This window comes from Ruegeria sp. CDSC002 (genome assembly GCF_059610905.1).
Window position 1 is genome coordinate 397,079 of the sequence record NZ_JBXWOM010000001.1, and the last position, 13,735, is coordinate 410,813.

Annotated in this window: 13 protein-coding genes and 1 tRNA gene; 5 read left to right on the forward strand and 9 right to left on the reverse strand. The window is 57.9% G+C overall.

Features of this window, described 5'->3' with window-relative positions; translation table 11 throughout:
• Window positions 1-12: 12 nt before the first annotated feature.
• From AC2FJE_RS02095 to AC2FJE_RS02105, 3 genes are read left to right on the forward strand one after another with little or no spacing between them, the layout of a single operon-like run.
• Window positions 13-300, forward strand: coding sequence for a sarcosine oxidase subunit delta (locus AC2FJE_RS02095; RefSeq protein WP_058277765.1), 288 nt, complete (start codon window positions 13-15; stop codon window positions 298-300).
• Complete coding sequence (locus tag AC2FJE_RS02100) at window positions 297-3,242, forward strand: sarcosine oxidase subunit alpha family protein (RefSeq protein ID WP_496753810.1); 2,946 nt, start codon at window positions 297-299, stop codon at window positions 3,240-3,242. Before AC2FJE_RS02095 ends, AC2FJE_RS02100 begins: the two co-directional genes overlap by 4 nt.
• Entirely contained in the window at window positions 3,235-3,795 is a 561-nt protein-coding gene (locus AC2FJE_RS02105) for a sarcosine oxidase subunit gamma (RefSeq protein WP_282118601.1), read from the forward strand. Before AC2FJE_RS02100 ends, AC2FJE_RS02105 begins: the two co-directional genes overlap by 8 nt.
• A gap of 7 nt (window positions 3,796-3,802) precedes the next feature.
• Here the strand turns inward: AC2FJE_RS02105 and AC2FJE_RS02110 are convergent, their stop codons facing one another.
• From AC2FJE_RS02110 to AC2FJE_RS02120, 3 genes are read right to left on the reverse strand one after another with little or no spacing between them, the layout of a single operon-like run.
• Window positions 3,803-4,807 (reverse strand): GlxA family transcriptional regulator, encoded by a 1,005-nt coding sequence (locus AC2FJE_RS02110; RefSeq protein WP_496695246.1) that lies wholly within the window; start codon window positions 4,805-4,807, stop codon window positions 3,803-3,805.
• A gap of 43 nt (window positions 4,808-4,850) precedes the next feature.
• Complete coding sequence (locus AC2FJE_RS02115) at window positions 4,851-5,105, reverse strand: hypothetical protein (RefSeq protein ID WP_108858788.1); 255 nt, start codon at window positions 5,103-5,105, stop codon at window positions 4,851-4,853.
• Window positions 5,106-5,108: 3 nt separating this feature from the next.
• A complete protein-coding gene (locus AC2FJE_RS02120) occupies window positions 5,109-5,450 on the reverse strand; it encodes a hypothetical protein (RefSeq protein WP_496760562.1) in 342 nt (113 codons plus the stop codon).
• 106 nt (window positions 5,451-5,556) lie between these two features.
• Here AC2FJE_RS02120 and AC2FJE_RS02125 point away from each other — a divergent pair, with 106 nt between their 5' ends.
• Window positions 5,557-6,435, forward strand: a complete 879-nt coding sequence (locus AC2FJE_RS02125; protein ID WP_496753806.1) for a LysR family transcriptional regulator — start codon at window positions 5,557-5,559, stop codon at window positions 6,433-6,435.
• 129 nt (window positions 6,436-6,564) lie between these two features.
• On the opposite strand, the gene AC2FJE_RS02130 is transcribed toward AC2FJE_RS02125, so the two are convergent.
• Complete coding sequence (locus AC2FJE_RS02130; protein WP_496760564.1) at window positions 6,565-7,245, reverse strand: GntR family transcriptional regulator; 681 nt, start codon at window positions 7,243-7,245, stop codon at window positions 6,565-6,567.
• Window positions 7,246-7,352: 107 nt separating this feature from the next.
• Between AC2FJE_RS02130 and AC2FJE_RS02135 the strand changes: the two genes are divergently transcribed.
• Window positions 7,353-8,384: an AbrB family transcriptional regulator gene (locus tag AC2FJE_RS02135; RefSeq protein WP_496760659.1), complete on the forward strand. Its 1,032-nt coding sequence runs from the start codon at window positions 7,353-7,355 to the stop codon at window positions 8,382-8,384.
• A 46-nt stretch (window positions 8,385-8,430) separates the two neighbouring features.
• Here AC2FJE_RS02135 and AC2FJE_RS02140 read toward each other — a convergent pair.
• The 5 genes from AC2FJE_RS02140 to AC2FJE_RS02160 all read right to left on the reverse strand — a co-directional run bounded on the left by AC2FJE_RS02140 (window position 8,431) and on the right by AC2FJE_RS02160 (window position 13,732).
• Window positions 8,431-8,520 (reverse strand) — tRNA-Ser (locus AC2FJE_RS02140).
• A 90-nt stretch (window positions 8,521-8,610) separates the two neighbouring features.
• Window positions 8,611-11,040: a DUF3772 domain-containing protein gene (locus AC2FJE_RS02145; protein WP_496760566.1), complete on the reverse strand. Its 2,430-nt coding sequence runs from the start codon at window positions 11,038-11,040 to the stop codon at window positions 8,611-8,613.
• Window positions 11,040-12,074 carry a cysteine synthase A gene (locus AC2FJE_RS02150; protein WP_108858796.1) on the reverse strand — a complete coding sequence of 345 codons (1,035 nt, stop codon included), beginning with the start codon at window positions 12,072-12,074 and terminating at the stop codon, window positions 11,040-11,042. The genes AC2FJE_RS02145 and AC2FJE_RS02150 overlap by 1 nt, the downstream gene beginning before the upstream one ends.
• A 69-nt stretch (window positions 12,075-12,143) precedes the next feature.
• Window positions 12,144-13,259: an NUDIX domain-containing protein gene (locus AC2FJE_RS02155; protein WP_496760567.1), complete on the reverse strand. Its 1,116-nt coding sequence runs from the start codon at window positions 13,257-13,259 to the stop codon at window positions 12,144-12,146.
• 32 nt (window positions 13,260-13,291) lie between these two features.
• Window positions 13,292-13,732, reverse strand: a complete 441-nt coding sequence (locus tag AC2FJE_RS02160) for a TrgA family protein (RefSeq protein ID WP_058273774.1) — start codon at window positions 13,730-13,732, stop codon at window positions 13,292-13,294.
• Between the last annotated feature and the right edge of the window lie 3 nt (window positions 13,733-13,735).

Sequence of the window (13,735 nt, forward strand, 5' to 3'; positions counted from 1 at the left end):
GGGAGCACGAGAATGATTATCAACCATCCCCTTCTGGGTCCGCGTGACGCATCTGAATTCACCTATCTGGGTGACGCGTCACTGATCAACCGCCCGGACTGGCAGGCCGAAGACGCGGCGGACGCGTTTTATGAATACGGCTATCTGCGCGACAATCCCGCAGGCGAGCATCAAGAACTGTGGTATCATGAGGCTGGCGACCGGTCGTGGCTGGTCGTGACCCGCGACACCACCACACATGAGATTTCCAAGGTAGAACTGGCCCGCGATGTGGCCCGCGCGCGGGGGCGATCCAAATGACGCAATCCAACAGGCTGAGCGGTGGCCAGATCGATCGCAACACCACAGTGAACTTCCGGTTCGACAACCGCAACTATACCGCCCATCCCGGCGATACGCTGGCTTCGGCTTTGCTGGCCAATGACGTGCGGTTGGTCGGACGCTCGTTCAAGTATCACCGCCCGCGCGGCCTGCTGACCGCCGGATCCGAGGAACCCAATGGCATTGTCGAGCTGCGCTCCGGCAACCGGCAGGAACCCAACACACGTGCCACCACGACGGAGATGTTTGACGGGCTTGAGGCGCAATCGCAGAACCGTTGGCCCAGCCTGAAATTCGATGCGCTTGGCGTAAACGACCTGTTCTCGAATTTCCTGTCCGCCGGGTTCTACTACAAGACCTTCATGTGGCCCGCCGCTTTTTGGGAAAAAATCTATGAGCCGATCATTCGCCGCGCCGCTGGCCTTGGCTCTTTGTCGATGGAGGCTGACCCCGACGAATATGACAAAGGGTTCCGCCACTGTGATCTGCTGATCATCGGCGCCGGTCCATCGGGCTTGATGGCAGCCCTGACCGCAGGGCGTGCGGGTGCCGACGTTATTCTGGCTGATGAGGATTTTCGGTTCGGCGGACGTCTGAACAGCGAGACATTCTCAGTCGGAGATCAAAGCGGCAGCGATTGGGCGGCGCAGGCCGTCGCGGAACTGTCATCAATGCCCAACGTCCGGCTGATGGCCAGAACCACTGTCATCGGCGCCTTCGACCACGGCATCTACGGCGCTGTAGAACGGACCGGAGATCATGTGGCCACCCTGCCCGCCGGTAAGCCGCGCCAAATCCTCTGGCGCATTTACACCAAGAAGGCGTTGCTGTGTGCGGGGTCGACTGAACGGCCCATCGCGTTCGAAAACAACGACCGCCCCGGCATAATGATGGCCAGCGCCTTGCGAACCTATGCCAATCGGTTCGCGGCCACAGCCTCTCAGCGCGTGGCGATCTTCACCAACAACGACGACGGTCATCGCACCGCCGCCGACCTGCATGCCAAGGGCGTTCACATTTGCGCCATTGTCGACGTACGTGAGGATGCTCCGGTCAACTACGATTACGAAGTCCTGAGCGGCGCTCAGGTTGTGAATACCAAGGGGCGTCTTGGTCTGACCTTTGTCGAAGTTGCCCTGCCCGACGGCTCGACCCGCACGCTGGATTGCGGCGCGCTGGGCGTTTCGGGGGGGTGGAATCCGAATGTGCACCTGACCTGCCATCAGCGCGGGCGTCCGGTCTGGAACGACGATCTGGCCGCCTTTGTGCCCGGTTCAAATCTGCCCGTCGGATTGACTGTCGCGGGCGCAGCGAACGGAGTGATGTCTACGCAAGGTGCATTGCAATCCGGTGCCGAGGCTGCCGCTGCAGCGCTGGAGCTGAGCGTTGCTCAGCCTGTCTTGCCCGAGGCCGAGGATACTCCGATCGCGCAGAAACCGTTCTGGTATGTCGAAGGCTGCAAACGCGCTTGGCTGGACCAGCAAAATGACGTGACCGTCAAGGACGTCAAACTCAGCTATCAGGAAGGGTTCCGGTCAGTTGAACACCTGAAACGCTATACCACGCTTGGCATGGCGACCGATCAGGGCAAGACATCGAACATCAGCGCTTTGGCGATCATGGCCGAGGTGGCCGGAAAGACGATCCCCGAAACAGGGACAACCATTTTCCGCCCGCCTTACACGCCTGTTCCGATCAGCACCTTCGCGGGTCGGATGAAGGGACAAGAGTTTCACCCCACCCGCCTGACACCTTCACACTACTGGGCCAAGGAACGGGGCGCTGTATTTGTCGAGGTCGGCAACTGGCTGCGCGCGCAGTGGTTTCCCCTGCCCGGTGAGGTTCATTGGCGTGAATCAGTGGACCGTGAAGTGCGCCAGACCCGCGCGTCCGTCGGGGTGTGCGACTGTACGACACTTGGAAAAATCGACGTGCAGGGCGCGGACGCGGCTGATTTCCTGAACCGCGTCTACGCGAACGGTTTCGCCAAGCTTCCCGTGGGAAAAACCCGCTATGGCCTGATGCTTCGCGAAGACGGCATGGTGATGGATGATGGCACAGCCGCGCGTCTGGCCGAGGATCATTTTGTCGTCACAACGACCACGGCCAACGCGGTAAATGTCTATCGTCACATGGAATTTGTGCGCCAATGCCTGTTCCCGGATATGGATGTGCAGCTGATCTCGACCACCGAATCCTGGGCGCAATATGCTGTCGCTGGTCCCAATTCGCGCAAGCTGCTGCAAAAGATCGTCGACCCTGAATTCGACATTTCAAACGAGGCATTTCCGTTCATGGGCTGTGGCAACATTACGGTCTGCGGCGGGTTGCGCGCGCGGCTGTTCCGGATCTCATTCTCGGGAGAGTTGGCGTTCGAAATCGCGGTACCCTCACGCTATGGCGATGCGCTGATGCGGCGTCTGATGACCGAGGGTGAAGAATTTGAGGTTGTCCCTTACGGCACCGAAGCGCTGGGCGTCATGCGGATCGAAAAGGGCCACGCGGCCGGCAACGAGCTGAACGGCACCACAACGGCATTGAATCTTGGATTGGGTAAGATGGTGTCGAAAAAGAAAGACAGTATCGGATCGACCCTGTCCGAACGAGAGGCCTTGGTAGAACCGGATGTCCTGCGGCTGGTCGGGATCAAACCGGTATCGCCCGAAGAGAAAGTCACCGCTGGCGGCCATTTGATGAACACGACCGGCCCGGTGGATGCCGCGCACGATCAGGGCTATGTCACTTCGGCTGCGTATTCGCCTATTCTGAACAGCAATATCGGGCTGGGTCTTTTGAAGGATGGCGCAAACCGGATGGGCGAGAAAATGCGCCTCGTGTCCCCATTGACCGATCTGACCGTCGAGGTCGAAATCGTATCGGCCCATTTCGTTGACCCCGAAGGAGAGCGTCTGCGTGCATGATCTAGTTGCAATAACCGCATTGGGCGGGTCCGAACCGCAGGTCGACACTGTTGGCGGGGTTACGTGCCGGGAAGTTCCGGGCGTCGCGCTGGCATCCGTCGCCGCGCGGATGGGACAGGAATCCAAAGCCAGCAAAGCCCTGGCAAAACTGATCGGTGCCCCTGCACCTGGCATCGGCCAACATGCCGGTGACACTGTCACTGCCTTTTGGGCCGGTCCGGATCAGTGGATGATCGAGGCGCCTTTTGACACGCACGAAGAGCTTACTGATCAAGTGAAGTCCGCTTTGGGCGATACCGCGTCGGTGACAGAACAGACCGACGGTTGGACACGGTTCGACCTGAATGGGGGTCAAATACCAGCAGTGCTGGAGCTGTTGTGCATGCTGGATCTCCGTAAAATGGACGCGGGCAGCGTCGCCCGTTGCTCAATTCACCACGTTGGCTGCTTTGTTCTCTGTCGGTCAGACGAGGCGTTCAGCATTTATGGCCCTCGTTCATCCGCCGGATCGTTGCACCATGCCATCGTCACTGCAATGCGTTCGGCGCTGTAAAGCAGTGTCAGACTGACGGCAGCGGCGCATTACCTTCAACGCGGAAGCGGTTGATCCTACGGCGATCTTCACTGGGGCTTAGCCCAAAGGCCGACCGGTAATGCGTCACAAGCGGCGCCACTGAACCATACCCGATCGCAGCCGCGATGTCTGCGATTGGGTCTTTGGTATAGACCACCATCTGGCGCGCCGCCTTCATGCGCATTGTGCGATAATAGTGGCTGGGGCTTTGGCCTGTCGCCTGTTTAAAGGCACGTTCCACCTGGCGCGGCGTAACCCCCATCTGCTGTGCGGCCTCTGCGATGGAAATCGGTTCGCTCATGTGGCCCGAGAATAGGTCGACACAGCGCGACACCAGCGGCGGCAGGCTGTCGCCAGTTTCCGGCGCGGTCGTGGTAGGAACCTGCTGCCGCACACCTGCCCCGCGCATCATCGGATGTTGGAACCAACAGGCAACCTCGTGCGCGACTTCGCCACCCAGCCGATCCTCGATCAGATGCAGGGCCAGATCGAACCCGGCAGCGGCACCGGCTGCGGTGTAGCGTGTCGCCGTTTTCACGATCACCTCGCTACGCGAGTCGACTTCGGGAAACTCAGCCAGAAATGCGGCCTCATAGCACCAATGGACGGAAACAGGTTGCCCCCCCATCACCCCGGACCGGACCAATGGGAAAACCCCACCGCTAATCCCGCCCAAAACGGTGCCATGCCGTCCGAGACTGCGCAGAGCACCGTTGCCAACGGTTGTGTTGTCAAAGCCGGACGTTGGGCTGCTGAGAAGGAACAAAATGTCGATATCCTTGCAGTCGGCCAAAGACCTCTCGGCCTCGAACCGGACACCTGCGCTGGATTGTACTTTCTGTTGACGCTCGGACAGCAGGGACCAGCAGAACGCCTCTTGCCCGGCGATTTCATTGGCCGCCCGCAACGGCTCGATCACCGAGGTCAGGCAAGCCATGGGAAAGCCGTCGAACAGCAAAAAGCCGATTTTGATTCTGTCTTCATTGCGCATAAGGCTGTTCTAACAAGATTTCCGCAACTGCCCTATGCGAAGTTCATGCCCACCGGATCAAGCCGATGATCGCCGAGGCCGCATAGAACCCCTGCAACAACAGGAACGTCCAGCGGCGATCAATCACGGCCCAGGCCGCAAACAGGCCCGAGGACAGTAACAACAGGGCAAACCCGAACAGCTCGGCCCCTGTATTAGACGCGATCAACAAAGCATAGGCCATGGCCAACACCGATCCGGTGATTTCGAATACTGTCGTCAGACCGCGCCGGTCACGGGTTTTGATTTGATCCGTCATAGCTCAGCCCTTTCGCTTCAGGAGATTGATCAGCGGCGTGGGTGTCTGTTCGGGCTGATCTCTAATCTGGAAATGACTGCAGTTTTTCGGCAACTTGTGAACGACGGGAACTTGATCGGTAACCGACCCATTAAGCGCCGGATTCCAAGGTCGTTCAGACTGACCAAGACCCGCCAGATCGAACAAATGTACCCTGTTGCCCGCCGCTGCCATTTCAGGCAGCACGTCGCGCCGGATGTAAGATAATGTGCCGCGAGTAAGAACCGCCGGATAGCCCACCCCATGGATTCCGGGGGCCATCCGCGGGGTTTTGATCACTGTGTGGTCCGGGACGAGATGCGGCATGCGAATGCTCCTGAGCTTTGGATTTCCTGACCAGTAGTTCAATACTGGTGCGTGACACAAATGAATGATATTCATGGTGTGATCTAAAACTGTCATGGTTTCACAAATGACCGACCGATTGGAAATTGACGCTCTGCGCGCCCTTCTAGCCATCGCATCCCATGGCGGCGTGACGCGCGCGGCCGAGCATCTGGCGCTGTCGCAATCGGCAGTCAGCCACAAAATCCGACGGTTAGAGCAAGCCCTGGACTGCGATCTGCTGGCGCGCCGACCCGGTGGCCCTCTGTTCACAAATACCGGTCTGCGCCTGTGCGACTATGCCAGTCGAATATGTGCCCTGCACGATGAGGCGTTGGCCAGTTTGGGCAAGAAACCCTTGGCGGGCGCACTCCGGCTGGGCATGACCGAAGACACGGCAACCAGCGACATCGCCCGCATATTGGGTCGTTTCACACGGCTTTACCCGAACGTTCAGGTCCGAACACGCACCAGTCAAAGTCTGAACGTGCAAGAGTGGTTGAAGGCCGGAGAGTTGGATGTCGCCGTCATGCAAATCTTTCGGCACGATACGCGGCCAGATGACCTGATCTTGTTCGAGGACACTCTGCACTGGGTAAAATCACCGGATTTCCAACTGGATACGACAGCACCTGTTCCCTTTCTGTCCTTCGACAGCCAATGTTTCTATCGCAAATGGGGCTTCGGAGATGGGCAGCTGCAAGGGCACCGCTTCGACAACGTATTAGAATGCCCAAGCGCCACTGGCATTCAGTCGGCCGTGCGGTCCGGTTTGGGCGTCGCCCTGTTGAATGGAATGCATGTCACACCGGACATAGAGGTGATCAAAGGCGTGTTCCCCGATCCCCCGGCCATCGTTTTTGTCGCGCGTATGCATGTTAAGCGCCGAAACCCTGCCGCGATGGCGCTGGTACAAGAAGTTAGCCGCGAGGTTGAAGGCGCCAACCCTTTGAAAGTGGTCAGCTGAGTGTTTGTACCGGAAGAGCCTAAACAACGACCTCCACGATAGTCGGGTTTTTCGTCGACTTCTGCGGATGGGAGGAGTGGTTTGGTGAAGGAACCAAAGACCGAGAGTTAGGACAATCAGCTCCTCAGGTCAGGCCTGATCAATTGCGCGGTCCCGTTTCTGCAACGCGCGGATACGCATCCGCTGGGCCGCATGAACATGGGCGCGCATCGCCAGCTCGGCTGCGTCGCCGTCGCGAGCCTGCAAGGCTTCCATCACACGGCGATGTTCACCCGCGGCATCGTCTGCGCGCTGACCATCCAGCATTTGGGATGGACCCAATATCAACAGCGCCTTTTGCAGCGATAGCATCGACTTTGTGAGAAAGCGGTTTTTGGCGGCATCCAATAGCGTGGCGTGGAAAATACGGTTCAACTGGGCGGCCACCGGACCGGTGCCAGCCTCGGCAAGGCGATCGTTCAGGACATTCAGTTCGTCCAGTTCCACATCCGAAGCCGCGCGTGCCGCCAACCGTGCCGCCGTGCCTTCAAGTACGGCGCGCATTTCATACAGTTCCATAACTTCCGAATAGCTCAGGCTGCGAACCGTTGCGCCCAACCTAGGGACATGCGTCACCAACCCATCCGTTTCGAGTTGCCGTATCGCTTCACGCACAGGTGTTCGGCTGACACCCAGTCTTTCGGACAGCTCGATCTCTCTCAGACGTTCACCAGGCAACAAAACGCCCTCGCGAATTTCATCCAGCAAGCGCTGATAAGCGGAATTCCCCTGTGGGCCGGTCTGATTAGGATCTTCTTGAGTTTTCATCATTCTCAATCTTGCATATTGCGCCTCTTTGTATACATTTGGATACATGTCTTAGTCAACGAAATCGGACACTATCCTTGACCGCCTCAAGCCTTCATTTGTCGCCGCTGATGCAACGGTCAGTCACGCTGATATTGGCTATGTTGGGAACTGCAGTTTTTTGGGCGTTGAACCTGCCGCTGCCCTTTCTGTTCGGGCCGATGTCAGCGTGTTTGATTGCAGCTTTGGCACAAGCACCCATGCGGGATTTCGGGCAAATCTCGGTCGGGTCTAGAACCATCCTTGGCGTCGCGGTCGGGGCGTCGATCACACCCAGCCTGTTCGCAGAACTTCCAAAGATGGCGGCGTCCCTTTTGCTGATACCGGTATTTATCCTGCTGATTGCAATGGTTGGCGTGCCGTTCTTTCGAAAATTCTGGGGCTTTGACGAAAAAACTGCGTTTTTTGCGGCCATGCCGGGCGGGTTTCAGGACATGGTTATCTTTGGGGCCGAGGCCGGTGCCAATCCGCGAACCCTGTCTCTGATCCATGGGACGCGCGTATTGATTATCGTCACCCTTGCCCCTTTGTTCCTGACTTTGTTTTACGGTGCCGAACTGACCAACCCGTTGGGCGAACCTGCCTCGGCCCTACCCTTGCATGAACTGATACTCATGGCGGTCGCAGCTTTTGTCGGCTGGAAAGGTGGAGAGAAGATCGGGCTTTTCGGTGCCTCGATTCTTGGACCATTAATCCTGACAGCGGCCTTATCGCTTGGGGATTTCATCCATACCCGCCCCCCGCGCGAGGCGATCCTGTTCGCCCAGTTCTTCATCGGCTGTGGGATCGGCGTCAAGTTCGTCGGTGTCACTTGGTCGGAACTTAGACGCGTCGTGGCGGCTGGCTTCACCTATGTGATCTTGCTGGCCGTTCTGGCCGCTGCTTTCACGGCAGTGGTCACGGCGCTTGGACTTGGTCAGCCGGTCGAAGCCTTTCTGGCCTTTGCACCCGGAGGACAGGCAGAGATGACGGTGCTGGCCATCGTATCGGGGGCGGATCTGGGATATGTGGTCACGCACCACCTGGCGCGCATTGTCGTCGTTATTATCGGCGCGCCAATCGCGGCCAACCTGCTTCTGCGGTGGTCGAAATCCAGGGATTGACGGATTTGCCTGCAAACGCGGCTGGATGAATGTTGATAGAGGATTGTGGCGGAGAGACAGGGATTCGAACCCTGGAGACGGTCTCCCGCCTACACACTTTCCAGGCGTGCGCCTTCGACCACTCGGCCACCTCTCCGTGCCGGCGTTATTTGAACTATCGCCGGGGGATTTGCAAGGCCCCATTGTGGTGAAATTTCACCTGAAATCGAAAGCCTTGCAAAGGCGTTTAAATCTCGTCGCCGTCACCATCAGCCAAATCGCCCTCGGTCATCTCGACAGGCGCTGAGGATGGCTTTACCGCCGGTGTTTCGTCGGATTCCTTGGCGGGTTGGGCTGCGCCGCCCTGCAACGTCTCGGGATTACGCAACCAGACGTCTCGTTGTGCAAACGGGATCTCGATCCCTTCAGCGACAAAGCGCTGGTTGATCTCGTGGTTCATGTCGGATTTGACTGACAGCACCCAGTTCACATCGCGCAGGATGGCCCGGATTTCAAAGTCCAGCGAATCTGCGCCAAACCCCTGGAACACCACACTTGGGGCTGGATTCGCCAGAACCATCGGGTGTGAATTCGCGATTTCGCCCAGAATCTTCTCCACCATTCGGGTATCAGTCCCATAGGCGACACCGACCGGTACAATCACCCGCCCGATCGTATTGCCGCGTGTATAGTTCGTGACAACGCCGCTGATCAGATCCGAGTTCGGAACGATCACATCCGTGCGGTCAAACGTCTCGATCCGCGTGGACCGGACGGAAATATCACGGACGTACCCCATCATCCCATTCACGTCGATCCAATCCCCTTTCGAGATTGGGCGTTCGACCAAAAGGATAATGCCCGACACAAAATTCGACACGATGGTCTGCAGACCAAAGCCGATCCCGACTGACAACGCGCCGGCAACAATAGCCAGCGATGACAGGTTGAACCCGGCAATCGTAATCGCAACCAGCGCGGCCAGGAAAATACCGACATACCCGGTGCCTGAAACAATCGCGTTTTGCCCGCCTGGATCAATACTGGTCTTTGGCAGCAGCGAATTGCGCAGCCCACTTTGCAGCATCCGGGTAAGGCCATAGCCGACGGCAAATATGACAAGGAAGGTAAAGAAGTTGCTGGGCGCGATCGTTACGCCGCCGATATCGAACCCCTGCAGCAGGCGCGACCAGACCTCTAGCAGGTCGGTTTTACGGGCGCCCCAATAAAGCGCGAGGACCGGCATAGCCAGAATGGCCATTGCAAAGCCGATGAGAACCGAAAACAGCGAGTCCTTGGCCTTATCGCCCTGCCCGCCGAGCCATCCGTAAACAGACGTCAGGAACCGTTGGACGATGACCAGTGCGGCAATAAGAACCAACGACCGCACGGCCGGGAAAACGATTGCCTCAGCCGCATTCGTATACCCCAGCATTGCCAATATCGGGCTGGCGATTCCCAGGAAGAACAAAGCGCGTCGAATGAACTCGACCAGCTGGCTGAACCCGGCAGCGCGGGCCGTTTCGGACGGCTCACCTGCATCGACCGGGACATCAACACTGCGGACGCGACGGACGCGAAGAAGAACCAAAGCTGTTGCGACGATGACCGGAAAGGCGACGACGGCGCGCGTCGCATCCGAGATATTTTCGATCTGATCGAACAGGTTCACCAGTTCATGCAGGATCAGGAGCCCGGCAAGAAAATCGAGGTAGACGCGTAACTCAGTGACTTTCTGGCGGGACAGTTTTTTGAACCCCTGCGCCGCTTGCAGCACGTAAACCTGTCGGCCAATCCAGTCATAATAAAGGATGATCGCCGCCCAATAGGGCACGTTTTCCATCAACAGCGTCCCGCGCAGCCCCAGGACACCTGTCATCACAACCGCCTGAACCAGAAGCCAGACGCCGAACCAGGGGAGGATAATACGCAGCAACGAGGTCAGGAACGTCCATACGCCACTTCCCTGCCCCCCAAGTGCTCGCAGACGCGCACCTGCGGCTTCCGACCAGCGCTTACCGTAAAACAGCAGCACGCCGGCGACGAAAACCAAGGCCAGAATTCCCAGCCCACGTGCACGCAAACGTTCATGTACTACGTCAGTACTCAGGTTCCGCCGCGCTTCGTTGAACAACGCTTGCGCAGCCTCATTCACATCAACCCAGGCCGGCCGCCAGTGGGTGGGGTTCAGGGGCGACGGTCCGCGCTCCAAAAGTTCTTTCGCCTGACGGTCCCGCAATAGTTTGTCTATCTCAGATATCAGACCATTGGCCCGGCTGAATGCCTCTTCTGAGATGATCTGCGGGACGCGCAAACTGTTCAACTGCTCGTCTAGATGCGTTCGTAGTGTGGCAATATCTTCCGGTTCAGTCGCGTCGCCTTCGGGCGCAGCACCAAGAGCCTTGATCTGATTTTCCAGCGTCTGGATGCGTTCGGTGTTTGCACCGCGTGCCCGATTGAAATCATCTCTATAGCCGTTGATCTCTGAGCGCAGGTTTTCGAGCGAAGCGTTCGACGCACGATCGGCCTCGATTACCGTCTCGGCACGGTCCGCCGTTTTGACCCAGCCTTGATAGTATTCGCTTTGACGATCTGTAAGCTGCGCGGCAGCGGGGCCGCAAACTATCGCAAAACAAACCGCAACAAGGGTCAGGAACAGGCGAACACGCCGCAGCATCACACGTCCTCAAAAACGCCGGGGATACTGCGTGGAGCTTCGGTCATCCAGTCCGGGACAGGCAATTCCTTTTCACGCAGAAAGTCCGGGTTGAACAGCTTGGACTGATAGCGAGTTCCGTAGTCACACAGGATGGTCACGATGGTGTGGCCCGGTCCCAGATCTTTGGCCAGACGTACCGCACCAGCCATGTTAATGGCGGTTGAACCGCCCATGACCAGGCCTTCATCGCGCAGCAGATCAAAGATGTAAGGCAGCGCCTCGTTATCCGTCATCTGATACGCAAAGTCAGGTTTGAACCCCTCAAGGTTCTTGGTGATACGCACCTGACCGATGCCTTCGGCGATCGAGCCGCCCTCCATCGCGATTTCGCCGGTGGTGTAATACGAATACAGCCCAGCCCCCATCGGATCGACCAGACCGATCTTGACGCCTTTGGGCTGCAACGCGTCCGCTACGCCCGCCAATGTACCGCCCGAGCCCACGGCACAGACGAACCCGTCAACTTTGCCATCGGTCTGTTCCCAGATTTCGGGACCGGTCGTTTCCACATGCGCCTGACGGTTCGCAACATTGTCGAACTGGTTGGCCCAGATCGCGCCGTTGGGCTCGGTCTGCGCCAGTTCTTCGGCCAAACGACGGGAATAGTGTACGAAATTGTTGGGGTTGCGATACGGTGCGGCCGGAACCTGAACCAGCTGAGCCCCAGCTAGTCGCAGCATGTCCTTTTTCTCTTCGGACTGCGTTTCCGGGATGACAATGACGGTCTTGAACCCCATCGACGCACCAACAAGCGCCAAACCGATCCCGGTGTTACCCGCCGTACCTTCGACAATGGTGCCGCCCGGTTTCAGGTCACCACGCGCAATGGCATCGCGGATGATGTAGAGCGCCGCACGATCCTTGACCGACTGGCCGGGGTTCATGAATTCGGCCTTGCCGAGAATCTCGCACCCGGTCTCTTCGCTGATGCGACGCAGGCGGATCAGCGGGGTTTTTCCGACTGCGTCGGCAAGGTCTCGTGCAATGCGCATGGCGCCCTCATTTCATTTCGGATCAACGCAGATTTACCTGTGGTGCGCGACGACCACAAGCGGCGAAAATCACCCGCGCAGGCGCTCACGGTGACGTGCAAGCCAATGGGCCACCGCCAAAAGCGGCAAATCCTTGAACCCATGACTGTCAACCCTGTCCATGAATTCACTGAAAGGCAGAATCTGGGTTCGGATATCCTCACCCTCCGTTGCCAACCCACCATCTTCGATGGTCATGGTCAGATCAGCCAGCCCGACAAAAAGGTATAGATACTCAGTCGATGACCCGCTGGAGGAATACGCGCCGCCTGCATATTCCAGCCGGTTCAGCGCAATCTGGGCTTCTTCTTCGGCCTCGCGCAGGGCCGCCTGTTCCGGCGTTTCGCTTGGGTCGATCATCCCGGCGACCGGCTCCCACATCCAGGGTTCAGGATCTTCAGCCAGAAAGATCGGTGCCCTAAATTGTTCGACTAACAAAACCGTGTCGCGCACGGGATCATATGGCAGGACGATCACGGCGCTGCCCTGCATCAGGCTGCTGCGGTTCAGCACTTTGCCCATCGAGCCATCGTATTGGCGATGCTGCAATGCGACTTCTTCCATCCCGAAATAATTGACATAGGCCGGTTTACGACCGTGCACGATGACGTCTTTGGCAGTGTCTCGTGCATCACCTGTCGCACGTTGACGGGCAGCCAGCTTTGCCCATGCTCGCGTGCGGATCGGCGGAAAGCTTCGCGCAATTTGTTCCGCATCAACCTTGCCGTAAAAACCCATAACCTCTTGCGCGGCGAGCATCGTCATCGCGCCCCACTCATCCAACCAGCCCTGCAGCGACCAGAGACCGCCGCGGTTCCAAAGCCCCGGCTCAGGGTAGAACACAAGGGCTTGCGATATCGACCCGTCGGCCAGATCAACTGTCTGCTCCCGCAGGTCGTAATCAAAGCCACCCTCGTAGAAGACCAAACGGTTCTGATCTTCCTCACTCAATCCCCGGAGCAATAACCCTTTGGCCAGACTGCCTTCCTCATGAACAATCATAGGAAAGGCCTGATCCTGCACGCTATGGACTGCATGATCTTTCAGAGTGGCTTGGGCAAATTCAAGTTCGGACGCTGGACGTCCCAAGACAAGCTCCAGCAATGGCAAGTGCCGCAGCGTGCCATAAAAGAACAGATCTGACACTGTTGGGTTCTTTCGTACTTTAAGTTGTTAGCTCACCGCCACCGGCGGGCTGCTTCCTCGGTGACCAGCCCAGTGATCAGAGCCCCAATGATCAAAGTCCACAAGATTTCGGGCACCACAAGTTGCTGACCATATTCAACACCGATTTTAAAGATGGAGATCAGCGCCTCGAACGGGCCGTCATACCGATGGCGCATTGCCAAGCGGAGCATTTCGTTTACACCCTGAACAAACAGGCCCCAGAACACCAGCGCCGCCATTCCGGTCAAGCCATTGTTGATTGCGGCAGTCCAGCCCCGGCCAGCACGCTTGCCCATGATCCACCAACCGCAAATCACGCCCAACGCCATGTTTACGTAGGTAAACATACCGTAGTTCTTACCTTCATCACCGTTTTCGATGACCATACTCGAAACCAAGAACGCCACGATCAAAAGGCATAAGCCAGAAACAAGCTTGGGTGCAGTGGGCATTTC